Consider the following 25320-nt stretch of genomic DNA (forward strand, 5'->3'; position numbering starts at 1 on the left):
CGCGCTGGTAACAGGTTGGTTCAGGTGCCGCTGAGGGTGCCCTCCGCTCCGGTAGGCTCCGGCCCAGTGCGTGCTAGTGCTGTTTCGGGAATTCTCTTCGGGAGGCACCGTGACCACTTCGCCAACACTGGATCCGACGGGCCGCCCGATAGCGCGAGCCCGGCCGCGGTCGCATATCCCGGTGTTCCCCTTCGACCCGGTGCCGCGGCCACGATTGCATGCCGGCCTCGACGCCGTCGTGGAACGCCGCCACGGCGGGGTCCTGCTCGTCTGCGGCGCGGTGGGGGTCGGCAAAACCGTGGCGGTGGCGGATTGGGCGGCAACGCATCTGCCGCGCGTCCGGCCGGACGCCCGGATCGCCTGGCTCACCGTGCGCGATCAGACCGCGCTGTGGCCGGAGCTGCGGTCCCGGCTGGGAGTGCGAGCCGCCGGATCGGGGCAGCCGGCCGCGGGGGTGGGCGAAGCGGATTCGATCCGCACCGCCCTGGCGGCCGGTGCGGAGCCGACGGTGCTGGTGATCGACGACGCGCACCTCATCACCGATCCCCTCGCACTGGCGGGCCTGGAATACTTCCTGCAGTACGCGCCGCCGACTCTGACAACCATCGTCTGCGCGCGTTTCGAACCGCCGATCCGCTGGCATCTGCTGCAACTGCAGTCCCGGCTGACCCGCTGGAGCGCGCACGATCTCGCCTTGTCGGCCGAGGAGGCCGCCCGCCTGTGCGAAGGGCACGACTGCGGCCTCGACCCGCAGGCGCTGCACACCTTGATGAACCTCACCGAGGGGTGGGCGGCGCTGGTCCGGATCGCGGCGATCTATCTCACCGCGAGTCCGAGCGAGAACGCCGACGCGCTCACCGCGCTCGCCCGGCCGCCGCACGCGTTCGCCGACCTGCTGGTCGGGGAACTCATCGATACCCTCTCCCCCGCCCTGCGGCATTTCCTCACCTGCACCAGCGTGCCGGAGGAGTTCACCGAACAACTCGCCGACGATCTGGTCGGCGGCGGGGCCGCGCATCTGCTCTACGAACTCGACCGGATCAATTTCCCGATGACCTCGCTCTCCCGCGGCGGCAAGGTCTGGTATTCCTACCATCCGATGCTGCGGGCCTATTTCCTGGCCGAAGCGAACCGGCTGGGCCCGGATCTGTGCGCCGATCTGCATCTGCGGGCGGCCCGCCGGCTCACCGCGACCGGTGAACTGCAGGCCGCGCTGACCCATCTGCTCGCGGTACCCGATCATCGTCCGCTGGGGTCGTTCCTGGCGGAGAACGCGCTGGCCCTGGTGTTCGCCGACCACGGGGAATCGCTGTTCGACGCGCTGGCCGCCGCGGCCCCCGATGTGCTGACCGATCCGTTCCTGCGCTTGCTGCAGGCCACCGACGCACTGCTGCACGGCGGCAGCGGTACCGCGCAGGCCTACCGGGACAGTGCGCGGATCCTGGCCGACGACGACCCGCATTCCGTGGCCGGCCCCTACCGCCTGGAAACCCTGACCGCGGCCGTGGACGCCGAACTGGCGGTGGCGACCGGTGCCGATACCGAGCCGATCGTGTTCCCGGACCGGATGCCCCCCGCCGACCGCCCCGACCTGGACGGCTACCTCGCCGTCACCACCGGCACGGCGCTCGCGCTACGCGGCGAACTCGCCCGCGGCGAGGAACGGCTGCGGATCGCGTTGAGCCGCACCCGGTCCCGTTGCCACCCGCGGCTGCGGCTGATCGCGGTGACCCGGCTCGCCGTCACCGCCGGGCTGGCGGGTTCGATCACCACCATGCGCCAGCGCGCCGAACGGGCCTGCGCCATCGCCCGCGACCACGACCTGCTCGACCTCCCGGAAACCGTGCACGCCACCGCACTCGAGGCGTACGGGGCGTATCTGCAGGGCTCCGATCCGCAACCGGAGCAGATCCGGATCCTGTGCGCCGAGCACATCCGGCGCGACGGTACGCCGGGCCCGGTAGCGGGCTGGCTACCGCATGTGGTGGGCAGCCTGCTCGACTGCCAATGCGGTGACGACCGCAGCGCGGCCGTCGACCGGTTGCGCCGCAGTATCGGCCGGCTGCTCGACGCCGACCCCGCCCCGGTGCTCGGCGGTGGCCTGCTCAGTGCCGCGGTGTGGGCGCTGCTGGGCGCCAACGAGTCCGCCGCCGCCCGCCGGCTGGTGGAACGCGGGCGGACCGTGCTGGGCATCACCCCCGACACCGTGCTGTCCACCGCCGCGCTCACCTCGATCGGCGGGAACCACCACGCGGTGATCGGCCAGGTGGAACCGGTGCTGACGCAGCCGGCCACGCATCCGGTCGCCCGTATCACCGCCTGGCTGTTGTATGCCCGCGCCCACCATCACCTGGGTAACGACGCCAAAACCCGGGAAGCCGTGGACAACGCGTTGCGGATCGGTGCCACGCACCGGATCGCCCGGCCGTTCTTCGACGTGCCCGGCACCGTCGACCTGCTCGACTACTACGCCGGCTGCTTCGGGCACTGCAGCGCGTTCGCCGATAGTGTCCGGGCCGGGCACCGGTCGCGGCGGCGGGTCCAGCATCCACCGCTGACGGCCACCGAGCTGCGGATCCTGCAGCAGCTGCCCTCGGGCCGCACGACCCAGCACATCGCCGACGATCTCAGTGTCTCGATCAATACGGTGAAAACGCATCTGCGCGGTATCTACGCCAAACTCGGCACCCGTTCGCGGATGGAAACGCTGCAGGAAGCGCGGCGCAGCGGGTTGCTCTGACCCGCCGCGGGCCGGTTTCACCCGGTGCGGACGATGTGCGGCCCCGGGACCACGGAACACACTTCTTTCCGACGCGGCGACGCCTGCCGCCGCGGCCCGGTCCGGACGAGGCAGGAGACGGCGATGCGATACCAGTTCACCATCGACGGCGAACTCTCCGAACGCGCGCTCGCCGCCTTCCCCGAACTCACCGGCGGCCATACCCAGGGCACCACTGTGCTGGCCGGTCCGGTCACCGACCCGACCGGGGTACGCGGCATCCTGGCGCGGATCGACAATCTCGGTCTCACAGTGATCGAGATGCGCCGCCTCCCGGACTGACCGCGCTCGCCGCACGGCGAGCCTTCGGCGCCGGCATGGCCTGCGCGGCGGCGGAATCGCGGGCCGGGCAATATTTCGCGCCCGAAGCCTTCAGTACGGATTCGCTCGATCCGCAAACCGCGGGGCGAGCCGGTCGGCCGAGGTGCGCGGGAACGAGATCCGCGCCGGGTCGCCGTCGGAGGTGTAGCGGCGGGCCGGATCGGCTGCCAGCACGTCGAGCCAGTAGGCGGAATCGAACGGGACCTCCCCCAGCCCGGACCGGATCCGGGGCACCGCCACCGGATCCACCGGGCCGAACGGGGACGGCGCGGGATTCGCGCCGACCAGCATCGCGGCGCCGAAGCGGTAGGCGGTGCCGCCCCAGGTCCCGGCGAGTGCGAGCGCGGGATCGGCCGGGGAACTGCCCAGCGGTAACGCCATCGTGCGGACCTGCGCACCCGGTACCGCAGCGGTGACCGCCCGGACGTTCTGTGCCAGCTCACGTTGCACGCCGGTCGCGTCCAGGCCCGCCAGGTCGGGGTGGGTGGCGGTGTGCGCGCCGATCTCGTAGCCGTGTCCGGCCAGCCAGGGCAGTGCGCGCGGGTCGGCTTCGAAGGGGTCGTTGTTGACGTAGAAGGTCGCACGGGCCGGGAAGTCCGGGTGTTCGGCGGCGAATCGTTCCAGCACCCCGGCAGCGCAGTCCGGGGTGGGTTCGCCGGCGGCGGTGAAGCGCAGCTGGCTGCCGGTGGAATCGTCGAAGGTGAGCACCACGGGATGGGTCCCGGCCGGTATATCGATCTCGCCGGAGATGTACTGGGCGGCGGTGATCGGGCGGTAGCCCTCCCGGTACAGCCGGTCCAGTTCGGCGCGGAACTCGGCCGGGCTCTGGTCGTATTCACCGGACGGGCCGGCGGTCACCTGGTGGTACATGAGGATCGGAACCTCGCCCAGTTCGTCGGCACCGACGGCCGCGGGGTCGGGCGGCGCGGGCGGTGGCACCGAGCTACTCGGGGGCGGTTCCGCCGCGGCGGGCTCCCCCGCTGTTCCGCAGGCCGTGGCCACCGCGCACACCAGTGCCGCCGCGACCACCCGAACATACTTCCCCGGGTACCGCACCATCGCCCGGATATTACGTGCCGGCAACGATTTACGGTTCATCTCCGCGAAACAGATCGGGGCCCGGGCGGACTCACCCATAGTGGGCGGGAAGCTGTTCTGGAAGTTGGTGTGTTGTGCTCGTGCGGGTCCGGGCCGCCGACCGGAAACGGTTGGCAGCCCTTGTTTTCGGTGTCGTCGTCGTTGTTCTGCTGGTATCGGCCGGTCTCGGCGCCGGCCGTTCCCCGGCGCCGGATCTGCCGATCGGCGGCCTGCCGGACGGGCCCGTCGGTGCCGCGGCGCTGCGCGATCTGACTCTGCGAGTGGACGCCACCGGTCACGACCCGCACGCCGTGCAGCTCACGGTGGACGGTTCGCCCGTCGCGGGCCGGGTCGACGGTACTTCCGTCCTCTATCGGCCGGAAGGTCTCGCCGACGGTGAGCACACCTTCACCGCCGAGATCCCGCCCGGCGGGATCACCGGATGGCTGCGCGACGGACCGGGCGCCACCGCGACCTTCACCGTCGACACCGCGGCGCCGGAACTCGAAGTGACACAACCGGATAAGGTCGCCTCCTATCGCGATCCGGTCACTGTGCGCGGCCGCGCACCCGATGCGCGACAGGTCTCGATCGGTACGCATGCCGTGACACCCGGCCCGGACGGCAACTTCACCAGCGAACTGCCGCACAGTCCCACCGGGGCGGAGGTCGTCGCCGTCGACGCGGCGGGTAATGCCACCACCCAGGCCCTCACCACCGGGATAGATCTGCCGCGGATGCGGGCCGTGCACGTCACCGCGCACGCCTGGTCGTACGCCCCGATGCGGGATGCCGTGCTGGACCTGGCCCGGCAGGGTCGCATCGATACCGTGCAGCTCGATATCAAGGACGAGGACGGTGTCGTCGGTTACGCCTCGCAGGTACCGCTGGCCCGCACGACCGGCGCCGCCTCTCCGATCTACGACGCGCGGGCGGCCCTGCGGCAACTGCACGAGATGGGCGTTCAGGTGGTGGGCCGGATCGTCGCCTTCCGCGATCCCACCCTCGCCGAATGGGCCTGGCACCACGGCCGCCGCGACTGGGTGGTGCAGAACCCGGCCCGGCAGCCGTACTCCAGCCACTACGGTGCGATCGCGTTCACCAATTTCGCCCATCCCGACGTCCGCGGCTACAACATCGCGCTCGCGGTGGAGGCCGCCGAACTGGGCTTCGACGGGATCATGTACGACTACGTCCGCCGCCCCGACGGCAGCCTGTCGAGTATGCGGTTCGCCGGCCTGAAAGGACCCGCGACCGAAGCGGTCGCGGGGTTCCTGGCACAGAGCCGCGATCCGGTGCACGCGGCGGGCGCCCACCAGAGCGCCGCGGTGTACGGCATCTCCGCGACCCGGCCCGATCAGATCGCGCAGGATATCCGGCTCATCGCCCCGCAGGTGGATTTCGTGGCGCCGATGATCTACCCCTCGCACTGGGGTCCGGGCGAATACGGTGTCGCGAATCCGAACGCCCAGCCGTTCGATATCGTCGCCGCCTCGCTCCGCGATTTCCAAGCCGTGACCAAGGGCACGGGCGCGACGGTGATCCCGTGGCTGCAGGATTTCAGCCTGGGCGTCGACTATGGGGATGCACAGGTCAGGGCACAGATCGATGCGACCTACCGGGCCGGGATCGACAGTTTCTTCCTGTGGAGTCCCAGCGTGGAATACCACGGCGGCGCCCTCGACCCGAAGTGATCGCGTAACGCCGCATTCCCCGGCCGCGACGTCTCCGGTGACGTAACGGCCCGTCGGGGGGCCAGTCCGTCCATTGGACAGTTCTGGAATGGAGCACGGGACATGGCTTTCCGAAGTATCTGGATTCTGCGGTTACGCAGCCGGCTCGCCCGGCACCGGGCCTGGTGGACCCAGCACCGTCTCGCCGCGGCGATCACCGCGCCCGCGGCGCTGGGTGTGGTGGCCGCGGTGGGCGCCACCTGGTCGGTGACCGCCCCCTCCCAGCAGGCGGATACGCAGCTGAAGGCATCGGTCACCGAATGCCACGATATGGTCACCATCTCGGTGGCCGGACGCGGCGACACACCCGCCGCGGGCACCACGAAACTGCTGGTCGACGCGAACGGTAACCCGCTGCCCGCGGCGCTGTCCGGCGATCACAGCAGCGAGTGGGTCGACCCGGTGGTCAACGCACCCGCCGACGATGTGGCGGCCGGTTCCTACGCCGCGGTCTACATCGCCTACCCGGCGGATATGGCCACCTACGAGGACGCGGTCACCACCGGCGTCGCCAACACCCAGCAGGTGATGCGTGAGATCACCCAGGCCTGCCCGGACACCCGGTTCGCCATCGTCGGCTACAGCGAGGGTGCCGATGTGGTGCGCCGGGTCGCGATGGAGATCGGGCATCAGGAACCGCAGGACGGCAGCTACGCGATCGTCGATCCGAACAAGGTCACCGGCGTGGTGATCCTCGCCGACGCCGGCCGCGCCGCGGGCGACGGACCCTTCCCGGGCGCCGAGAACCCACACGGCAACCCGGACGGTTTCGACCAGGCGTATCAGAACGGGAAGAACCCGGTCCCCGGCCAGGGCGCGCTGCCCGACACCGGCGGCGATTTCGGCGCACTGAACGGCAAGATCGCCTCGTTCTGCTCCGACGGCGACCTCACCTGCGCGGCTCCGGAGAACATCGCGCTGCTGCAACTGGTGGTGAACGTGGCGCGGCAGATGAACGTCGACGCCCTGGAACGTGAGGGCCTGACCCCGGCCACCGGGCAGGATGTGGCGGTCGTGCTGAGCCGGGTCGCGCTGCTCGCGCTGGCCGATATCCGGTCCCAGCCGAACTGGATGGCCAGTGACGAAACGTTCCTGGAAGTCCTGCTGCGCGTTTCGGAACCGGGCTACGAACCCGGCGCCGCCCCGCCCGCATCCGAGGATCCCGCGGATGCCATCTCCACCGACGAGATGGCTCCCCTGGCCTACCTGCCGCAGAAGGTGCTCAACGAGATCGTCGGGCTGATCGTCACCAACCAGAACACCATCCCGGTGATCCTCTCCGACCCCTACAACCTCACCCTCGGACCCAACGCCACCGGCCACCACTTCGACTACTGGCGCGACGCCGACCCGGCAAACGGTAAGCCGCTGACCTCCGCCGAATACGCGGCGGCCTGGCTCACCCACCTGGCGAAACAGGCGCAGGCCGGGGAACCGGTGAACACGAAGTCCACCCCCACCCCCGAGGATCTGGACGACGCCTACCGGGCGGCCGCGGCCACCGAATCCGCCGAGCCGACCACCACGGGCGCCGCGCCGACATCCACCACCGGCACCACGGCACCGACCACCACCGGTACCACCACGACAGCCCCGACCACCACGGACACCGCCCCTGCCACGACCACACCGGAAGCGACCGGCGAGCAGACAACCGCGCCGCCGTCGTCGGCAACGGACGCCCCGAGTTCGACGACTGCCGCCCCGGCAACGGAGGTGGCCGCGCCGCCGACCACCACACCCACCACCACCGTGCCCCGGACCACAGAGTCCACCACCGCGGAAACACCCGCACCGCCGGCCGGCGAGTCGGTCGCGCAAACCACGCGCTGACCGTCCGCGACTGCACATCAGCTGGACAAGAGGCCGGGACCGGCGAAACGGTCCCGGCCTCTTCTGTTCAGCCGCTCGCCACGACGGCCTCTGTTCGCCGAGAGGCGCACTGATGCCCGATTCGCCGATCGGCAGGGGCGATCAGCACGTGCGGCCGCCGCCTGACGCCCACGCGAGGGGAAGTTCCTCGCGGGCGGCGCCGACCGGCCGCGAGGCGTTGGCCGGTGCGCCGGCTCCGACACGGCATCGTTCCCGCTGCGTACGCGCGTCTCCGGATCGGCGAGGATATCCGTATGACCGTTACCGAACAGGATCTGACCCACCTCCGCCGCTGCGTCGACCTGGCCCGCGAAGCGCTGGCCGACGGTGACGAACCGTTCGGCTCCCGGCTCGTCGCCGCCGACGGCACCGTCCTGTTCGAGGACCGCAACCGGGTGAAGGACGGCGACCCCACCCAGCACCCCGAATTCGCGATCTCCCGCTGGGCCGCCGCCCACCTGCCCCCGGAGGAACGCGCCACCGCCACCGTCTACACCTCCGGCGAACACTGCCCGATGTGCTCGGCGAGCCACGGCTGGGTCGGCCTCGGCCGCATCGTCTACGCCACCTCGACCCGGCAACTCTCGGCCTGGCTCCAGGAATGGGACGTCCCCGCCGCCCCTGTCGCCGCCCTGCCGATCGGCGATATCGTCCCCGGCGCCGTCACCGACGGCCCGGTCGACGAACTCGCCCAGGAAGTCCGAGCCCTCTACCACGCCTGCTTCGCCCAACGACGCCAGAGCTCGTCCTGACCCGAGCGCCCACGGTTGCCCGCGTTCACTTCTTCGACGAACGAGCTCCGGCTCAACTCTCGGATATCAGCGCCCGCAAACTCATGATCTCGGATTTGTCCACCACCCGCCCGAGTTCCAAATCGACCTCGAACTCCGCCGGAGCGGCACCGCACTGCGCGATCATCTCGTGCGCCTGCGCGCGGATCGCCTTCCGGTCCGCTACGAACCGGCACACCCCGAACGCCGGTGCGTACAAAAACCACTGTGTCCCACAGCAACTCACCTGCACCGAGAACAACACGACCGCCCCTTACGTCTGTCGATGGTTTGCTCGCCGCGCCGAGGATGTAGGCACCCGGCGCGGCGGCTGAGAGAGACGCTAAGAGCGGGCTGCCCGACCGGTCCATGCTTATGCCGAGAAATGCTCGAATCCTCTTGAACCGCAGAAACGACGGAATTTTTGGGAGATACTTCGAGGGCAGCGCGCATAAGTGCGCCTACCACCGACAGGGGATCCGATCATGCGAATTCGATTTCTCGGCAAAGGCGGAACAACCGGCGGCGGTTGCCCGTCGCTCTACGCCACCGACAGAAGCACCTACCTGGTGCAGGGCTGGAAAACCGACCGGCCCGGAATGGTCGAGATACCGCACCTGCTGCTCGGGTACGCCGAACCGGATACATTCGTGGGCACCACATTGACCGACACCGGCCGGGGCACGTTCCTGCTGTCCGGTGCGCCGGTGTCGGACCCGGAAGCCTTGGCGCAGATGGATATCTACGCGGACGAAACGGCTGTCGAAGTGCCGAAGTCGGAGAGGAGCTTCTACGGCAATGCTGCTGTTGCAGGGTGAGGCGTTCGAGGAACTGTTCCGAAAGTCCGAACACGAAGCGTTCCACCTCGAGGTCCAGGACACCTACGAGACCCCCGAGGAGTCAGAGCCGTTCCGGCGGTTCCTCGCCGGGGAACCGGACGATTACGGCTGGTTCCAGCCCTGGCTGTCGCATGTCCGGGAGACCACGGCGCGGGGGGTCGCGGTCAACCGCACCCGAGTTGTCTCGGTGCCGCACACCGACTACACGCGGTTCGCCAAGGACGTCGCCCGGTTCAATGCCGAAGCAGGGGAAGATGTCCGCTATGTCTCCCGGCACCTCATCGACCCGGCCGTGCTCACCGAAGACGACTGGTGGTTGTTCGATGACGAGATTCTGGCATTCACCGTGTTCGAGCCGTCCGGCCGCTGGGCCGGTGCAGCGGTGACCACCGACCCCGTGATCGTCGATCATGTGCGGCGGGTCAAAGAGCGAGTCTGGTCCATCGCTGTCCCGTTGCCGGAATACACGACTCGGTGACCGGCCCGATTCGTGAGGCCAAAGAAGCTCTCGGGGGCAGGCTCCGAGAGCTTCGCCTCAGCTCCGGCCTGTCGGGCACCGAACTCGCCCGGTCGGCCGGCTGGCATCAGACCCGCGTACCGAAGATCGAATACGGCAAGACCAAGCCCACCGAAGCCGATATACGACTCTGGTGCTCCCTCACCGGAGCGGACGACCAAGTGCCCGACTTGGTTGCCACGCTCCGTAATATCGACGCCGCATATCTCGAATGGCGCCGTGTGCTGGCCGCCGGCACCAAGCGGCGACAACAGCTCTCGGTAAAACTCGAAGCGGACACCGAGTTCATGCGCTGGTACGAGCCGTTCTTGATACCCGGCTTGTTGCAAACAGCGGAATACGCCGAGGAGATCCTCCGCAACGTCATCGAGTTCTACCGCATAGCGGACGACCTGGACGAAGGCGTATCCAAACGAATGGAGCGCCAGCAGATCCTGTACCGCCGAGACCACCGATTCCACTTCGTCATCGCCGAACAAGCACTACACACCACAGTCGGCAACGACGACATCGTGATCGGTCAGCTGGACCGTCTGCTCGCGGTCTCGAGCATGCCGCGGGTCACCTTCGGCATCGTTCCGGCCACTACCCGTTATCGCGTACCGATCTCGAACTTCATCATGTTCGACGACCGCCGCGTCATGGTGGAGAACACGACGGCGGAACTCACCATCACTCAGCCGAGAGAGATCGCCCTGTACGCGCGTGCGTTCGAAACCTTGGCTGCCCAGGCGCTGGCAGGGGAGGCAGCTCGCGGACTGATCCGGGAGGCTCTGGAACGCCGGCGAACCGGCTCCGCGGGCTGAGAAGCGCGGATCTCGCGCCAGGTTGTTCCGAAATCCGCAGGTCAGCGCCGGGACCGGCCGAACTTGCTTGTAGCATGAGCGTATGGTCATGCCGAGTGCCCGCGACGCCGATCGTCCTGATCTTCCCGAGTACCTGACCTGGGAAGAACTCGAGCGGTTGCCCGACGAGACCGCCGCGCAGATCGAACTGTGGGACGGGCGGGTGGTCTGGTTGCGGCGGGGGCCGGGAGAACATCAGACGGCGATGCGGCGCCTGACCAACGAAATCGAACGGTGTGCTCGTGGTGATATGTCGTCACATACCGAGCGATGCTGGCGGGTGAACCTCGAGACCAACGTGTTTTTCGGGCACACCGGAAAGTCCGACTTCGTCACTCCCGATTTTCTCGTGCACCGTTGCCTTCCGCCGGGTTCGGATGTTCGAGCCACCGATACCGTGCTGGTAGGCGAGGTGCTTTCGCCGTCGAATACCCCGGGCGATATCGAAACGAAGAAGGCGCGGTATGCCGGCGGTGGCATTCCTTCCTATTGGGAGGTCGAACTGCGGCAGGATCTCACCGGTATCGCGGCCCTGCGTGTGTACATCCTCGAAATCGGCCACGCCGAGCTTCCACCGGGGGTCCGTCCGCTCCGGTCGGCCAATTACCTGATGGCAGGCGAGTGGACCCCTGACGCCGTCGCCGGAGTGTCTTTCCCGTACCCGTTCCCGATCGAGGTCCCCTGGTCGTCGCTGGCTTTCTGACCCGCCCGGCGAACCTCAGCGGGCCGCGTCTCGCCGGGCGGTGAGCCGGTCGGTGGCCCAGCGCGCCCATTCGGCTTCCATCCGGTAGTGGCGCAGCCCGTGTTCCAGGGCGATGCGGCCGAATTCGTTCGGCTCGCCGGCCCAGTCGATCTGTTCCAGGAGCGTGGTCAGATGCGCGAGTCCGGCCTCGGCCTCGTGCCGGATATCGGTGAAGAATTCGATCGCTTCCGAGGTCTCCACCTCCGACAACAGGAAGACCCGGAGCAGGCGTCCGCTTCTCGTCGGGGTGGTGTCGGGGGTGGCGAGCCAGTCACGCAGCGCCTGGCGGCCGGTGTCGGTGATCGCGTACATCTTGCGGCGGCGCGGGCCTTCGGCGGCGAGCTCGATCAAGCCTTCACGCTCGAGCCGGCCGAGTTCACCGTACAGCTGGCTCTGGGTGGCGGCCCATACGTTGGCCATCGAGATCTCGAAACGTTTGAGGAGGTCGTAACCGCTGCCGGGCTCTTGCGCGAGAAGACCGAGCGCGGCGAAGCGGAGACTCATGCGGCGATGATATCCCACTCTTGTCATGTCACTACTGACATGACAAAGTGGTAGGTATCGGCGCGCTTCCACTTCGTCCGAAAGGTACGATCCGATGCAGCTTCCGCACGACACCGATTCCTCGACGGGCCATCTGACAGGCAACTTCGCCCCGGTCGACCGTGAAGTCACGGTGGGAACCCTCCCAGTGACGGGCCGGATCCCCGCCGAACTCGACGGCCGGTACCTGCGCAACGGCCCCAACCCGCGCGACGGCTCACCCCACTGGTTTCTCGGGGAGGGCATGCTGCACGGTGTCCGGCTGCGCGACGGCAAGGCGGAGTGGTATCGCAATCGCTGGGTGCGCACCACGACATTCGACGGCGACCCCACTCCTCTCTACGATCCGGCCACCGGCAGCCGGAATCTGCACGTGGCCAATGCCAATACCCATATCGTCGGTCACGCCGGGCATCTGCTCGCGCTCGTCGAATCGTCACTGCCCTGGGAAGTGAACCGCGAACTGGACACGCTCGGTGTCTACGATTTCGGTGGCGCCCTGACGAATTCGATGACCGCCCACCCCAAGACCTGCCCCGCCACCGGCGAACTCCATTTCTTCGGCTACGGCAGTCTCACCGCCCCGCACGTGCGCTACCACCGCGCCGACGCCGGCGGCACTCTCGTGGTGGATCAGCCGATCGACGTCCCCGGCCTGACCATGATGCACGACTTCGCGATCACCGAACGGTACGTCCTGTTCTTGGACCTACCGGTGGTGTTCAGCCTCGACTTGGCACTACAGGGGACGATGCCGTATCGCTGGGATTCCGGCTACGGGGCCCGGATCGGCGTCCTGCGCCGCGACGATCCGGCCGCCGCGGTCCGCTGGTTCGAGATCGCGCCGTGCTACGTCTTCCACGTCGCGAACGCCTTCGATACCGGCGGCGTGATCACCCTGCACGCGGTGCGCTACGAATCGATGTGGGTCGGTTCCAGCTCGGCCTTCGACGACCACGGCACCCTGCACGAATGGACGATCGACCTCACCCGCGACCGGATCACCGAGCGGCCACTGGACGACCGCAGTATCGAGTTCCCGCGGATCGACGACGCCTCGACCGGCCTGCCGCACTCCACCGTGTACGCCGTCGGGTCACATCACCTCACCGGCTACGACATGACCTCGAACCGGCACCGCACCCACGAGTTCGGTGCGGACCAGCCCGGCGAGGCGGTATTCGTGCCCTCGTCCACCGGCGCCGGATATCTGCTGTTGTTCGTGTTCCGCGCCGAAACCGCCACGAGCGACCTCGTAATTCTCGACGCCGCTGATCCGGCCGCTCCCCCGCTCGCGGCGATCCATCTCGGCGTCCGCGTCCCCACCGGCTTCCACGGCAACTGGTTCCCCGACACCGATTCCGCGAGCTGACCGCCCATCGAACAGCCTTACGGCTGGTCACGAATGTGCCACCGTTCCACGACCATGACCATCTCCCGGCCGAGGTAGTCGAGATAGTCCGCGATCTCGTTCAGCCGGACACCCGAAGATGTTGTCGCACCCAGTATTCCGGCTCCGATCCGGGCGACCCGGACCCGTTCCTCGGCGGCCCGGGCGAGTTGCAGCGTGGTGCGGTACCAGGTGTCGCCGTCGATGTAGTAGCGGTCGCGGCGCGCAGTCCGCTGCCGGCGGAGGAGGTCGCGTTTCTCGAGCGCGCGGACGGCCGTGGAGATGGACGCGGGGCTCACCCCGAGCCGCTGGACCAATTCCGCGGCGGTGAGGCTACCGGAGTCGGTGAGATGCAGGCAGGTCATCACCCGTGCCTGCATGCGAGGCATCCCGTCGTAGACGAACAATTCGGTGAACTGCGTGGCGAATTCGCGTAGCGCCTCGTTGCCGGCCGTGACTTCCGGTGGCGAAGAGTGTTGCGGCCCAGTCACTCCGCTTCGCCGGGCCCGGACAGCGGTGGCCCGGTGCGCCCGCTCGGCGCGATAACGACCGGGCCCGCCGTTGCGCGCGACCTCCCGGCCGATCGTCGACGCCGGTCGCCCGAGCCCGCGCGCGATCTCGGTGTAGCCCAGACCCTCGGCCAGTCCGGACTGGATACATTCCCGTTCACGCAAGGTGAGTCTGCCGCCGGGCATGGGTGCCCTTCTCCCTTCGGTCCGTCGTGCCAGTATGCGTTCAGCACCATCCCATTGCACATCGGGTTCTGTTCGTTGCGTTAGGCGGCAGGGTCATTGCATCGGCGTAGCGGTCCTTTACCTGGGCTTATTGTCAGATCCTCGAGGCGTTCCGTTGAGTCATTTCTGAATGCAACCTAGCGTTCAGCTCATGCTGAATCCTGTGCCGGAAGGAACTCGATGACCGAGCCGGTGACCACCGCTGTATCGCTGCCCACCGCCCGGCCTCCCGGCTGCCCCTTCGACCCACCCGTCGAATCGGCACGGTTCCGGGAACACAACTCGCTGATCCGCATGGTCTTTCCGGACGGTCACCACGGCTGGCTGGCGACCGGGCACAGCACGGTGCGCGCCGTCCTGACCGATCCCCGCTTCAGCGCACGGCCCGAGTTGATGCACTCCGCCCTGGCCGACCTCGGCCCACTTCCCCCGGCACCTCCCGGTAACTTCCTCAATCTCGACGCACCCGAGCACACCCGCTACCGGAAGCTGCTCACCGACCGATTCACCGTCCGGCGGATGCGGCGGCTCACCGAGCGCATGACCCGGATCAGCGGCGAATACCTGGATGCCATGGAACGAGCCGGTGGTCCGGCGGATCTGATGACCTCGTTCGCCGCGCCGGTGCCGGCGACGATGATCTGCGAACTACTCGGCGTGCCCGAGTCAGACCGAGATAGGTTCCGGCAATTGATCGCCGGCCTGGTCACCACGTTCAACGATCCGGACATGCCCGTCGACCGCTCCTTCGCCGCTGTCGAGGAGACACAGGAGTACATCCGCGACCTGGTCGCCGCGAAACGAGCGCGGCCGGCCGAAGACCTGCTCAGCGATCTGGCCGCCACCGACCTTTCGGGCAGTGAGCTCACCGGAGTAGCGCTCCTGCTCTTGATCGGCGGTTTCGAGACCACGGCGAATACGCTGGGCCTCGGCACTTTCGCGCTGCTCCGCCACCCGGAACAGCTGGCCGCACTACGCGCCGAACCGGGCCTGGCCGATCGAGCGGTCGAGGAGTTGATGCGCTACCTGACTGTCGTCCACACGACCACCCGGTCCGCGCTGGTGGATGTCGAACTCGACGGACAGGTGATCGCGGCCGGTGAGACGGTGGCACTTTCCCTGCAGGCGGCCAACCGCGACCCCGCCGTGTTCGCCGATCCGGACCGTTTCGACCTGCGCCGGAACCCGGCGCGACACCTGGGTTTCGGACACGGTATCCATCACTGCCTCGGCCGGCAGCTGGCCCGGATCGAAATCCGCACCGCGCTGCCCGCCCTGATATCCCGGTTCCCGGAGCTGCGACTGGCCGTTCCGGCGGACACGATCACGATGCGCCCGGACAGGTTGGGTGTCCTCGGCGTGCAACGGCTTCCGGTCATCTGGTAGCCGGTTGCCGGCACGACGAGCCGCGATCACCGCTCGGACTCGACAACGCACGACACCGGCTATGTGATCAGCGGATTCTGTGCGGGTCCGCGTAACCAGGCGATATGGCGATCGGACACCTCGGCGGTGCCGAGCAGGCCGAATCCGGTTTCCGCGGCGAGCGCTGCGGCGTGATCGATAGCGGCTTCGGCCCAGGGGAACCAGTCGCCGGCGTGGGCGTGGGTTTCCAGGCGGATGTCCTGGACTCTGATTCCTGTTCCGGGAGGGGCGAATTCGACGACGGCCACGCCGCCCGGCCGGAGCAGCCGGGCAACCCGGCGCAGCATCCGGTGCGGGTCGCCGCCGATTCCGATATTGCCGTCGGCGAGCAGTGCGTAGTGCCAGCGTCCGTCACCCGGAAGAGGGCCGTAGACGTCGCGGGGTACGGCGGGGGCGCCGCGGTGGCGGGTGACCGCGACGGCGGTCGGGGAGATATCCACGCCCAGCGCCATCACGCCACTGCGGCAGAGGGTGGCGACGAGGCGGCCGGGGCCGCAGCCCAGATCGACTGTGGGACCGTCGCAGCAGCTCACCAGGGCCGAATCGACACGCCTGTCGGCCGCGGTGACGCGGGCGCCGCCGAGCCACCGGCGGGTCGGCAAGGGTGTGCGGTCGCCGTCGGCGGTGCGTACCCAGCAGTCCCCGCCGGTGAGCGCCGGATCGAACCGCCCGATCATCGCGGCACGCGCCGGTCGCCGAGCGCAGACCCGGACCACCTGATCACCGCGTGACCCGTTCCGCGTCGAGTACACGGACCTCGGCGGCGAACCGGCCTGTGCAGTCGGCGGCGACCCGCAGCGCGTCGGCATAGTAATCGACATCGGCGAGCGTCGGCAGCGTTTCCACCCGGTAGCCGTGGTCCTGCAGCGCCTTCCTGGTCACCGCACCGGTGCGGCCGGTCGACATCGGTACGTCGGTGAGCAACCGCGCGGCCCGGGGATCGGAAAGCCCCAGCGCCCACCACCCGCCGTCGGCGGCCGGGCCGAGCAGTGCCTCGGCGCCCGCGGCCAGCGAGCGGGCGGCGTCGGTGAGTAGCCGGGGGCCGGCCTGCGGGGTGTCCATGCCGATCTGCAGAACCGGTAGCCCGGCGCGCGCCGCGTCGGAGTGCGCGTTCGCCAGACGCACCCCGAATCCGCTTCCCCGCTGGCGCACGACCTCGAAATCGGCGAGCGCCCCGCCGATTTCCCCGCCGTATTCCGCTCCTGCGAGATCACCGGTGAACGCGACCATCCGGGTGGCGGCCGGGCAGGCACGCACCGCGTCGAGCGTGTCCAGCAGCGCGGCCGCCGCGAGCCGCGCCGCCTGTACCGGGGTCAGCGGTGGACTCATCCTCGTCTTGGCGAATCCGGGGACCGGCGCCTTGGCGACGATCAGAACAGTCACCGGAATCGGCATATCGGGTACTTCCTCTGATCTCGGGAACGCGTGCCGTTCCCGTGCGGTCTCGTGTTCGGCCCGCTCCCCACACCCGTGCCCGGGTGGCGTATCGGCCGCGGGCCGCCGGGCCGTGTTTGCCCCAGCGCACGTGGCCGCGTCCCGTGCTCGGGCGTCTGCCGGGCGTGGCGCCGGGCGGCTCATCGCAGCACCGCCAGGAAGTCGCGAGTCGCGCGCAGCGATCCCCGGGCCGACCCGGAGATCTTCGATTCTCCACCGGTCCGGGGGCGGTAACTGATGTCTATTTCGCGGACCGCCCACCCGGCCGCGGCCGCCCGGACCAGCAGCTCGAGAGGATAACCGAAGCGGTCGTGCAACCGGCCCAGCGATACCAGCCGGGCCCGCCGCGCGACCCGCATCGCACCGATATCGTGCACGGGCAGCCCGTAGCGCCGGCGTAACCGCCGGGCGACGACCCGGTTCCCGAGCCGGGTGTGCCACGGCCAGGCACCCCGGGTGACGGCTCGCCGGCGGCCGACCGCGAGATCGGCGCCCCCGCGGACCGCGGCCACCAGTCCGGGTAGTTCGCCCGGGTCCATCGACCCGTCACCGTCGAGAACCGCGACGAGTTCCGTACCGGCGGCGGCGATACCGGCCTGAACGGCGGCACCGTAACCGGGCCGCGTTTCGGAAACCACCCGCGCGCCGTGCTCGGCCGCGACGGCCGCGGTGGTATCGGTCGACCCGTTGTCGACCACGATCGCGCGGTAACCGGCCGGGACCGCGGCCAGTACGCCCGGCAACGCTTCGGCTTCGTTGCGGCACGGGATCACTACGGTGACACCGGCCGGTGCGCTGTCCTCTGTCGCCATGGCTGCCACGCTAAGCCCGAACCGGCCGGAAACCTGTGACAAAACGATGACGTCGTGTCCGGCCACCACGTGGATCCACGGTGACCGGCGGTGTCCGGGCCTAGGGTGGCCACTGTGCCGGATCCGATCGAAATCACCGCGGCCCGCCCCCGGGTTCGCGGTGAGCTGCTCGGCGCGGGTGCCGCCGCGCTGCTGGTGCTCGCCGCCTTCACCGTTCCGCAAATCGCGAGCGAATCCTGGCGGGAGCGCCTGTTCGCCGGGGCCGCACCGATCTTCGGCTGGTGGTCGCCGCATATCGGCTGGGGCACCGTACCGGCGGTCGCGCTGGCTGCGGCCGTGGTCGCCCGGGGACCCGCGGTGGCTCGGCGACTGGGCTGGCGAGCACTGCTCGCCGCCGGGTACGTGACCGCACTGGCCTGGGCCTTCGCGCTGGCCTTGGTGGACGGCTGGGAACGCGGGTTCACCGCGCGGCTGGCCGACGGGCACGAATACCTCGCGGAGGTGCCCGGGGTCAGCGATATCCCGCTGATGCTGGACACCTTCACCGACCGGATCCTGGACGGGCAGCCCGATTCCTGGACCACCCACGTGTCGGGTCATCCGCCGGGAGCGCTGCTGTTCTTCACCCTGCTCGACCGTCTCGGACTGGGCGGTCCGACCTGGGCGGGGATCGTCTGCGTGGTCATCGGCTGCAGCGCGCCGATCGCGGTCGCGGTGGCATTACGCGCCCTGGGCAGCGAAGACCGTGCGCGCACCGCGCTGCCGTTCCTGGTCCTCGCCCCCGCGGCGATCTGGATCGCGGTCTCCGCCGACGCCGTGTTCGCCGGTGTGACGGCGTGGGCGGTCGCCCTCCTCGCCCTCGCCACCCGGGCCGGGCCGGTGGTACCTACGGCCGGGGCGGCGGGGATGCTGTTCGGTTTCGGGATCTACCTGAACTACGGGCTGGTGTTGATGGGATTCGTAGCGGTGGCCGTGCTGGTGGCGGGACGCACCGCACGCCCGCTGCTTCCGGCGGTACTCGGCGCGCTGCTCGTGGTGGCCGCGTTCACCGTTGCCGGGTTCTGGTGGTTCGACGGTTATCACCTGGTGGTCGAACGGTATTACCAGGGCATCGCGACGGAACGTCCGTACGGGTACTGGTGGTGGGGCAACCTCGCGGCGACCGTGTGCGTGGTGGGCCTGGCGACGGCGGCGGCACTGCCCCGCGCACTCACCCGCCTCCGCGTCCGCGAACCGGCGGCGCTGCTGGTCGCCGGGGCGCTGTGCGCGATCGCCGCGGCCGATATCAGCGGCCTGAGCAAGGCCGAAACCGAGCGGATCTGGTTACCGTTCGATATGTGGCTGCTCGCCGCGACGGCCTACCTCCCGTACGCGCGGGCGCGGCCCTGGCTGGCGGTGCAGGCCGCGGGGGCGCTGGTGCTGGTCCATCTACTGTTCACGAATTGGTGAGGGCGATCCGATGTGCATACTCGTGGCCGACGACGACCCGGTGGTCCGGGAGGTGGTGCGCCGGTATCTGGAACGCGACGGCCGCACGGTCGTGGAAACCGGTGACGGCCGGGCCGCCCACGCCGTGCTCGCCCGCACGGGCACACCCGACGATGTGGAACTCGCGGTCCTGGATGTGATGATGCCGGAACCCGGCGGAATCGACCTGTGCCGGGCGGTGCGTGCCGGGCAGCGGCCGGATACGCCGATCATCCTGCTCACCGCGCTGGGTGACGAGGACGATCGGGTCCTGGGCCTGGAGGCCGGCGCCGACGACTACGTCACCAAACCGTTCAGCCCCCGCGAGCTCGCCTTGCGCGTGGCCTCGGTACTGCGGCGCAGCTCCCGGCCCGAACCGGCACCGGACCAGCAGCTACTGCGCGACGGTCCGTTCACCGTCGATCCTTCCGCTCAGCTGGTTTTCGCCGGCGATACCGCGCTCACCCTCACGCCCCGCGAATTCGATCTGCTGGTGTTCCTGCTGCGCAATCCAGGGCGGGTGTTCAGCCGGGAGAGCCTGCTGGAACAGGTGTGGGGCTGGGATTTCGGGGATCTGTCGACGGTGACCGTGCACATCAAGCGGTTGCGCGCCAAACTGGGTGCCCGGCATCGGATCGATACCGTCTGGGGTCGCGGCTACGCCTGGGGCCGCGCGGAGCTCGCCGGGGAGCCATCGGATGCCTGAGAACCTGCTCGAGATCGTCGGCTACACGCTGGCGTGTTCGCTACCGGTGGTACTGGCCGGCGCGCTGGCCCTGCGCGCACTGCGTGACCGTTCGCTCACCGCGAGTATGGCGGTGCTGGTGCTCATCCCGACGCTGGCGACCCTGGCCGGTATCACCGGTGTGAGCGGTTTGATGTTCACCGAGGAGTTCCGCCGCACCTCCCTGGTACTGCTGCTGGTGGCGGCCGTCACCGTGCCCGCGGCCATCCTGCTGGGCCGTGAGCAGGCGCGTAAAACAGTGTGGGAGAAGCAGATCCGGGAACAGGAACGCGCCGCGGAACAGTCCCGCCGGGAACTGGTGGCCTGGGTGAGCCACGATCTGCGAACTCCGCTGGCCGGTATCCGGGCCATGACCGAGGCGCTCAGCGACGGCGTCGTCGCCGATCCCGCCGATATCGCGCGTTATGCCGGGCAGATCGAACGGGAAACCCGGCGGCTGTCCCGGATGGTCGACGATCTGTTCGAGATGTCGAAGATCTCCGCGGGCGCCCTGCATCTCGATCTCGAACCGCTCGACCTGCGCGAACTCATCGACGAGATCTATGCCGCACACCGCACCACCGCCGACCGGGCGGGCATCGGTTTCACCGCCGAACAGCCCCCGGCCCCGCTCCCCGTCGCGGCCGACGACCACGCCCTGGGCCGGGTGCTGGCCAACCTGGTGTCCAATGCCATCGCCCACACACCGCCCGGCGGGAAAGTCGTGATCACGGCCGGACGCGACGACGGGCATATCTGGACCCGGGTCGACGATTCGGGTCCGGGTATCGCGGAAACCGATCTCCCCCGGATTTTCGAAGTCGCCTACCGCGGCACCGCGGCCCGCTCACCGGTGGCGGACAACGGCGTGCCGACGGGCAGCGGGATGGGTCTCGCCATCGCGGCGGGCCTGGTCCAGGCGCACAGCGGGGCGATCACCGCGACCAACAGAGAAATCGGCTGCCGCTTCGAGATCCGGCTGCCCGCCGGATAGCGGGAGCAGGGGTACCGGGTCAGCCGATAGGCACACCGAGTGCCGCGGCCGGGCGCAGTGGGGCTGTCGCGAATTCGGCCAGACCTGTGTCGGGCGTGAGCTGCGCGGTGAATCCCAGTATCTCCCGGGCGCGGGTGGGGTCGGCGACGATATGCCGGACATCGCCGGGGCGCACCTCGCCGGTGATCACGGGCTCGGGACCGCCGTGCGCGGCGGCGAGGGTCCGGGCCACCTGTCCGATGGTGACCGGCCGGCCCGAGCAGATGTTCAGCGGTACGAACCCGGGTAGTCCGGTTTCGAGGGCCGCCAGGTTGGCGGCGGTGATATCGGATACGTGCACGAAATCTCTTGTCTGGCCGCCGTCTTCGAAAACCCGCGGGGCACGGCCGGCGGCGAGCGCGGACCGGAATATCGCCGCGACTCCGGAATACGGTGTGTCCCTCGGCATTCCGGGCCCGTACACGTTGTGGTATCGCAGTGCCGTCACCGAAGAACCGGTGAGAGCCGCCCAGGCCGACGCATAGTTCTCCTGCGCGACCTTGCTCGCTGCGTACAGGCTGCGCGGCCGCAGGGGCGTGTCTTCCGGCACCGGCGCCCACGCGAGGTCCAGGCCGCCGGACCGATGCTCGAATCGGCCGGCCGCCAGATCCTCGCCGCGCCGTGCATCCACGGCGACGACACCCTCCGGTCCGCGATACAGCCCCTCGCCGTACACCACCATCGACGACGCCAGCACCAGCCGCGAGCAGCCCGCCCGGTCCATCGCCGCGAGCAGTACCGCGGTGCCGTAGTCGTTGTGCCCCGCGTAGGCGGGGGCGTCCTGTGCGTCGACCCCCGCACCCACCACCGCCGCCTGATGACAGACCGCATCGGCACCCCGCAGCACCCGGTCCAGCTCCGCCGGATCACGGATATCGACCCGGCCCACCCCCTCGGGCGGCCGGGCATCCGGACCGTGCGCGGCCGGCAGCATGAGATCGACGGCCACCACCTCATGACCCGCCCGCCGCAACGCGGAATGGATATGGGAACCGATGAACCCGGCCGCGCCGGTCAGCAGTACTCGCACCGCACCGATCCTGCCCGCTGCCCCGCCCGGGACGGGAGAGCCACGGCGGCGACGTCACGAATTCGTCAGATCCGCCCGAGCCTCGACCGCCCGAGGTGCCACATCCCCACGGGGCCGCCCGGCCGGTAGATCTTCCGGCAAGCCGCCAGGTGCTTCCCGACAGGGCCGGCGGACCGAACCGCGGTCACTCCATCTTGCCGGCGATAACCGTGGCGATATCGACGGCCTTCGGACAGGGGTCCCAGCTCACACCGGAGCGGACCCCACCGGCCGCTACCGAGACACTGAACGACCCGCCCGACGCCGCCCGGACGGACACACCGCAGCCACTGTGAGTGCCGTCGGCGTGGAGGTCACCGGGTTCCACCACGGCGCGTTCACCGCCGACGGTGATCTGCTGCGCGGCCGGGCCCCGATGTTCACTGTCGGTGTGGTCGAACCGGTCAGGCGCGAATCGAACCGTGAACGACCCGGACGGCGAGGTCTGGACGGAATGCCAGCTACACGCCGGAGGCGAGTTCGGCGGTGTATCCGGCACACCTTCCGGTCCGAGGACGAACCGGGCCGTGTCCTCGCCGTCCAGCACCGCGCACGGGTGATAGGTGAGTTCGCCGACCGTCCACGGGCGCTCCGGAACGGGTGGTAGCACCGGGACCACGACGGTGGTCGCCGGGGCAGGCGGAGTGGTGTCGCACGCAACGACGAGTGTGCTTGCCGCACAGGCTGCGAGCACGATCGTGTGCAGCCGCAGGGTGGGGTTCGTCCTGAGCCGCCTCGGTGCGGGCACAGCAGCTCCCCCGGATCCGCCGACGCCGCTCACCGCATTCGCCCCGCGACGAGGGTGGCGATCTCGACGAGCGTGTCGCAGTCCTGCGGAGTGATCACCGCGGCGGAGTCGTAGTCGGCGGAAAACTGAAGGAGCCCGCCCGAGCGGACCGAGACGTACGCGGTGCAGCCGAGCGGCTGTACCGCATCGTCGATGAACAGGAAGGCCGGCCGATCCGCCACGGCGAGCGTTCGAGTACCGTCCGGGCTCTTCTCGCGGTACACGTCTTCGGACACCTGGTAGTTGCCGTCATGGTCCGGTACGAAGCTCACTGTGTAGGACCGGCCGGCGCCGTCGCGGCCGTTCCAATAACAGTTCGGCAGTTGCGGTGGCGTACTCGCACGGCCGGGGGTTTCCAACCCGAATCGGGTGAGCTCGGACTCCTCGAGTACGACGCATGGATGGTAGGTCAGCTGCGCGGCCGTCCACGGCGCGACGGGCAGCGGCATCCCCGGTCCGGGTACCTCGACGACTACGGTTTCCGGTGCGGCCGCGGTCGTTTCACAACCCACCGCACCCGGCACGAGTACCGACACGGCGGCCATGACCCCGATCCCCCGGCACCGGGCCCGGACGGCGTTGCGCATCTCGATCTCCCTCCTGCCCGGAATCCAACCAGATTTCCGCCGGGATCGCCGCCGGACTTGACCTCAACATAGATCGAGGTTTCAGACTGGTCCGCGGACAACGAACCGAGGAGGCTCATCATGCGGGCAGTGCAGGTCGAGGAATTCGGCGCACCCGGGGTGCTCGAACTACGGGAGGTCGCGGCACCGGAACCCGGACCGGGCCAGGTGCTGGTGACGGTCGACGTCGCCGATGTGATGTTCCTCGATACCCGGCTACGGTCGGGCTGGGGCACCGATTTCTTCCCGGTGCAGCCCCCGTACATCCCGGGCGGCGCGATCGGCGGTACGGTGCGCGCGGTCGGGGCCGGTGTCGACACCGGCTGGGTCGGCCGGCGCGTCGCCGCCCGCACCGCGGCCAGCGGAATCGGCGGTGGACTACCCCTCGGCGGATACGCCGAGCAGGCGCTCGCCGGAGCCGATGTGATCACCGAGGTGCCGGCCGGGGTGAGCCTCGACCAAGCGACCGCACTGGTCCACGACGGGCACACCGCGCTCGCCGTCTTCGACCGCGCCGCCGTGCGGCCGGGCGATTCGGTGCTGATCACCGCGGCGGCCGGCGGACTGGGCACCCTGCTCATCCAATTGGCCCGGCAGGCCGGTGCGCGGGTGATCGCGGCGGCCCGCGGCGCGACCAAACTCGCGCTCACCGAACGCCTGGGCGCGCATACCTCGATCGACTACTCCGAACCCGGCTGGACCGACCGCGTCCTGGCCGCGACGGGCGGCCGGGGCGCGCACCTGGTGCTCGACGGTGCGGGCGGAGAACTCGGTGACGCCGCCCTCGCGATCACCCGCAGCGGTGGGCGATTCATCGGTTACGGGGCGGCCGCGGGCGAATTCGCCGGAAAAGCCTCGGACGGTGCGCGGCAACGCGGTGTCGACGTGGTAGGTCTGCACGACCTGAACACCGGTAACGACCACCGCGCCGCGTACGCCACCCGCATCCTCGAGGCGGTCGCGACCGGCACGATCGAAGTGGTCGTCGGCCAGACCTACCCGCTGGCGGAGGCGGCCCGGGCGCACGCCGCCATCGAAGCGCGCGCCGCCCTCGGCCGCACCCTCCTCCACATCGGCTGACCGGCCGCTGCCGCCTCCGGGCCCGACTCGCTCATGCTGTGCTCATCGCGGCACGAGCGAGGGCCCTGCGTGGTGACGCTGCGCTACCGCCTCCAGGCCTGACTCGCTCATGCCGGGGTCGCGTCGACGGCCTCGGTGTAGCGGCGGCGCAGGGCCGCGACCTCGTCCGGGTCGGGCATCTCGATCGGCCGGCCGTCCAGGGAATCCACCAGTTCGTCGAGGCAGACGTGGTATCCGGCGGCAGTTCCGGACAGTCCGTGCGGGCCGGGCGTACCGAACCACACCGTGCAGACCAGCCGGGTGCCCGGCTCCTCGGCGAACAACTCGAACCGCAGATGCTCGTCGTCCCACAGGAATTCGAACACGCGCGGCGGCTCCCAGGTGAGGATCCGGCCGGGCAGTTCCGGATCCTCGAGGTCGATGTCCATCTCGGTCAGTTCCGCCGAGGCCTGTTCCACCGCCTCGGGCCAGAACCGGAACCGGACCTCGGCACCGGCCCGGCGGTCGCCGAGGATATCGGCCGGGAACCAGTGCCGGAGATGATCGGATTCGGTGATCGCACGCCATACTTTCGCCGGCGGATGCGCCAGAATACGTTCGTAGCGCGTGCCCACGCGATCACCGTCGCGCAGTACCTCGCCGAGTCGCTGGGTTACTCCGGTCATGTCATTCCTCCGGTACAGGTTCACAGGGGTTCGCGG

The 25320-nt window shown here is 69.4% G+C and carries 26 protein-coding genes; 15 read left to right on the forward strand and 11 right to left on the reverse strand.

The features are described from left to right. Positions 1-109: 109 nt before the first annotated feature. The gene (locus ACQEVO_RS17205; protein ID WP_432914294.1) at positions 110-2740 is read left to right on the forward strand and encodes a LuxR C-terminal-related transcriptional regulator; all 2631 of its coding nucleotides are present in this window, start codon (positions 110-112) and stop codon (positions 2738-2740) included. A 123-nt stretch (positions 2741-2863) separates the two neighbouring features. After that, positions 2864-3061, forward strand: a complete 198-nt coding sequence (locus tag ACQEVO_RS17210; protein ID WP_432914296.1) for a hypothetical protein — start codon at positions 2864-2866, stop codon at positions 3059-3061. Positions 3062-3151: 90 nt separating this feature from the next. On the opposite strand, the gene ACQEVO_RS17215 is transcribed toward ACQEVO_RS17210, so the two are convergent. Beyond that, positions 3152-4159 carry a polysaccharide deacetylase family protein gene (locus tag ACQEVO_RS17215; RefSeq protein ID WP_432914298.1) on the reverse strand — a complete coding sequence of 336 codons (1008 nt, stop codon included), beginning with the start codon at positions 4157-4159 and terminating at the stop codon, positions 3152-3154. A 113-nt stretch (positions 4160-4272) separates the two neighbouring features. Between ACQEVO_RS17215 and ACQEVO_RS17220 the strand changes: the two genes are divergently transcribed. The 3 genes from ACQEVO_RS17220 (at position 4273) to ACQEVO_RS17230 (ending at position 8534) form a co-directional block, all read left to right on the forward strand. Continuing rightward, positions 4273-5871: a putative glycoside hydrolase gene (locus tag ACQEVO_RS17220; RefSeq protein ID WP_432914300.1), complete on the forward strand. Its 1599-nt coding sequence runs from the start codon at positions 4273-4275 to the stop codon at positions 5869-5871. Positions 5872-5973: 102 nt separating this feature from the next. Beyond that, positions 5974-7743: a cutinase family protein gene (locus ACQEVO_RS17225; RefSeq protein ID WP_432914302.1), complete on the forward strand. Its 1770-nt coding sequence runs from the start codon at positions 5974-5976 to the stop codon at positions 7741-7743. Positions 7744-8036: 293 nt separating this feature from the next. Beyond that, complete coding sequence (locus ACQEVO_RS17230; protein WP_432914304.1) at positions 8037-8534, forward strand: nucleoside deaminase; 498 nt, start codon at positions 8037-8039, stop codon at positions 8532-8534. A 52-nt stretch (positions 8535-8586) separates the two neighbouring features. Here the strand turns inward: ACQEVO_RS17230 and ACQEVO_RS17235 are convergent, their stop codons facing one another. Beyond that, the gene (locus ACQEVO_RS17235; RefSeq protein ID WP_432914306.1) at positions 8587-8772 is read right to left on the reverse strand and encodes a hypothetical protein; all 186 of its coding nucleotides are present in this window, start codon (positions 8770-8772) and stop codon (positions 8587-8589) included. A gap of 265 nt (positions 8773-9037) precedes the next feature. Between ACQEVO_RS17235 and ACQEVO_RS17240 the strand changes: the two genes are divergently transcribed. The 4 genes from ACQEVO_RS17240 (at position 9038) to ACQEVO_RS17255 (ending at position 11456) form a co-directional block, all read left to right on the forward strand. After that, positions 9038-9370 carry a hypothetical protein gene (locus tag ACQEVO_RS17240; RefSeq protein ID WP_432914308.1) on the forward strand — a complete coding sequence of 111 codons (333 nt, stop codon included), beginning with the start codon at positions 9038-9040 and terminating at the stop codon, positions 9368-9370. Further along, positions 9351-9869 carry a DUF6879 family protein gene (locus tag ACQEVO_RS17245; RefSeq protein WP_432914310.1) on the forward strand — a complete coding sequence of 173 codons (519 nt, stop codon included), beginning with the start codon at positions 9351-9353 and terminating at the stop codon, positions 9867-9869. Before ACQEVO_RS17240 ends, ACQEVO_RS17245 begins: the two co-directional genes overlap by 20 nt. Continuing rightward, positions 9866-10714 (forward strand): helix-turn-helix domain-containing protein, encoded by an 849-nt coding sequence (locus ACQEVO_RS17250; RefSeq protein WP_432914312.1) that lies wholly within the window; start codon positions 9866-9868, stop codon positions 10712-10714. The genes ACQEVO_RS17245 and ACQEVO_RS17250 overlap by 4 nt, the downstream gene beginning before the upstream one ends. 82 nt (positions 10715-10796) lie before the next feature. Continuing rightward, positions 10797-11456: a Uma2 family endonuclease gene (locus ACQEVO_RS17255; protein ID WP_432914313.1), complete on the forward strand. Its 660-nt coding sequence runs from the start codon at positions 10797-10799 to the stop codon at positions 11454-11456. 15 nt (positions 11457-11471) lie between these two features. On the opposite strand, the gene ACQEVO_RS17260 is transcribed toward ACQEVO_RS17255, so the two are convergent. Next, the gene (locus tag ACQEVO_RS17260) at positions 11472-11999 is read right to left on the reverse strand and encodes a PadR family transcriptional regulator (RefSeq protein WP_432914315.1); all 528 of its coding nucleotides are present in this window, start codon (positions 11997-11999) and stop codon (positions 11472-11474) included. A 94-nt stretch (positions 12000-12093) separates the two neighbouring features. On the opposite strand from ACQEVO_RS17260, the gene ACQEVO_RS17265 reads away from it, so the two are divergent. Continuing rightward, a complete protein-coding gene (locus tag ACQEVO_RS17265) occupies positions 12094-13410 on the forward strand; it encodes a carotenoid oxygenase family protein (RefSeq protein WP_432914317.1) in 1317 nt (438 codons plus the stop codon). Between the two features lie 17 nt (positions 13411-13427). Here ACQEVO_RS17265 and ACQEVO_RS17270 read toward each other — a convergent pair whose 3' ends face one another. Further along, the gene (locus tag ACQEVO_RS17270; protein WP_432914319.1) at positions 13428-14123 is read right to left on the reverse strand and encodes a helix-turn-helix domain-containing protein; all 696 of its coding nucleotides are present in this window, start codon (positions 14121-14123) and stop codon (positions 13428-13430) included. 219 nt (positions 14124-14342) lie between these two features. Here ACQEVO_RS17270 and ACQEVO_RS17275 point away from each other — a divergent pair, with 219 nt between their 5' ends. Continuing rightward, positions 14343-15548, forward strand: a complete 1206-nt coding sequence (locus ACQEVO_RS17275) for a cytochrome P450 (RefSeq protein WP_432914321.1) — start codon at positions 14343-14345, stop codon at positions 15546-15548. 59 nt (positions 15549-15607) lie between these two features. Here the strand turns inward: ACQEVO_RS17275 and ACQEVO_RS17280 are convergent, their stop codons facing one another. From ACQEVO_RS17280 to ACQEVO_RS17290, 3 genes are all read right to left on the reverse strand, one after another. After that, positions 15608-16264, reverse strand: coding sequence for a class I SAM-dependent methyltransferase (locus tag ACQEVO_RS17280; RefSeq protein ID WP_432914323.1), 657 nt, complete (start codon positions 16262-16264; stop codon positions 15608-15610). 43 nt (positions 16265-16307) lie between these two features. Further along, entirely contained in the window at positions 16308-16982 is a 675-nt protein-coding gene (locus ACQEVO_RS17285) for a TIGR04282 family arsenosugar biosynthesis glycosyltransferase (protein WP_432914325.1), read from the reverse strand. Positions 16983-17161: 179 nt separating this feature from the next. After that, positions 17162-17833: a glycosyltransferase family 2 protein gene (locus tag ACQEVO_RS17290; protein WP_432914327.1), complete on the reverse strand. Its 672-nt coding sequence runs from the start codon at positions 17831-17833 to the stop codon at positions 17162-17164. 114 nt (positions 17834-17947) lie between these two features. Here ACQEVO_RS17290 and ACQEVO_RS17295 point away from each other — a divergent pair, with 114 nt between their 5' ends. The 3 genes from ACQEVO_RS17295 to ACQEVO_RS17305 are packed head-to-tail and all read left to right on the forward strand — an operon-like array spanning position 17948 to position 21018. Then, the gene (locus ACQEVO_RS17295) at positions 17948-19282 is read left to right on the forward strand and encodes a hypothetical protein (RefSeq protein ID WP_432914329.1); all 1335 of its coding nucleotides are present in this window, start codon (positions 17948-17950) and stop codon (positions 19280-19282) included. Positions 19283-19292: 10 nt separating this feature from the next. Then, positions 19293-20006 carry a response regulator transcription factor gene (locus tag ACQEVO_RS17300; RefSeq protein WP_432914331.1) on the forward strand — a complete coding sequence of 238 codons (714 nt, stop codon included), beginning with the start codon at positions 19293-19295 and terminating at the stop codon, positions 20004-20006. Continuing rightward, positions 19999-21018, forward strand: a complete 1020-nt coding sequence (locus ACQEVO_RS17305; protein ID WP_432914332.1) for a sensor histidine kinase — start codon at positions 19999-20001, stop codon at positions 21016-21018. The genes ACQEVO_RS17300 and ACQEVO_RS17305 overlap by 8 nt, the downstream gene beginning before the upstream one ends. A gap of 19 nt (positions 21019-21037) precedes the next feature. On the opposite strand, the gene ACQEVO_RS17310 is transcribed toward ACQEVO_RS17305, so the two are convergent. The 3 genes from ACQEVO_RS17310 to ACQEVO_RS17320 all read right to left on the reverse strand — a co-directional run bounded on the left by ACQEVO_RS17310 (position 21038) and on the right by ACQEVO_RS17320 (position 23500). After that, positions 21038-22087 (reverse strand): NAD-dependent epimerase/dehydratase family protein, encoded by a 1050-nt coding sequence (locus ACQEVO_RS17310; protein ID WP_432914334.1) that lies wholly within the window; start codon positions 22085-22087, stop codon positions 21038-21040. Positions 22088-22271: 184 nt separating this feature from the next. Beyond that, entirely contained in the window at positions 22272-22874 is a 603-nt protein-coding gene (locus ACQEVO_RS17315; protein ID WP_432914336.1) for a DUF3558 family protein, read from the reverse strand. 29 nt (positions 22875-22903) lie between these two features. Further along, positions 22904-23500 carry a DUF3558 domain-containing protein gene (locus tag ACQEVO_RS17320; protein ID WP_432914338.1) on the reverse strand — a complete coding sequence of 199 codons (597 nt, stop codon included), beginning with the start codon at positions 23498-23500 and terminating at the stop codon, positions 22904-22906. Between the two features lie 120 nt (positions 23501-23620). On the opposite strand from ACQEVO_RS17320, the gene ACQEVO_RS17325 reads away from it, so the two are divergent. After that, positions 23621-24619 (forward strand): zinc-binding dehydrogenase, encoded by a 999-nt coding sequence (locus ACQEVO_RS17325; protein WP_432914340.1) that lies wholly within the window; start codon positions 23621-23623, stop codon positions 24617-24619. Positions 24620-24726: 107 nt separating this feature from the next. Here the strand turns inward: ACQEVO_RS17325 and ACQEVO_RS17330 are convergent, their stop codons facing one another. Next, positions 24727-25284 (reverse strand): SRPBCC domain-containing protein, encoded by a 558-nt coding sequence (locus ACQEVO_RS17330; RefSeq protein WP_432914342.1) that lies wholly within the window; start codon positions 25282-25284, stop codon positions 24727-24729. Positions 25285-25320 lie beyond the last annotated feature (36 nt).

The sequence above is a fragment of the Nocardia sp. CA-290969 genome (assembly GCF_050936135.1).
Lineage (GTDB): Bacteria > Actinomycetota > Actinomycetes > Mycobacteriales > Mycobacteriaceae > Nocardia.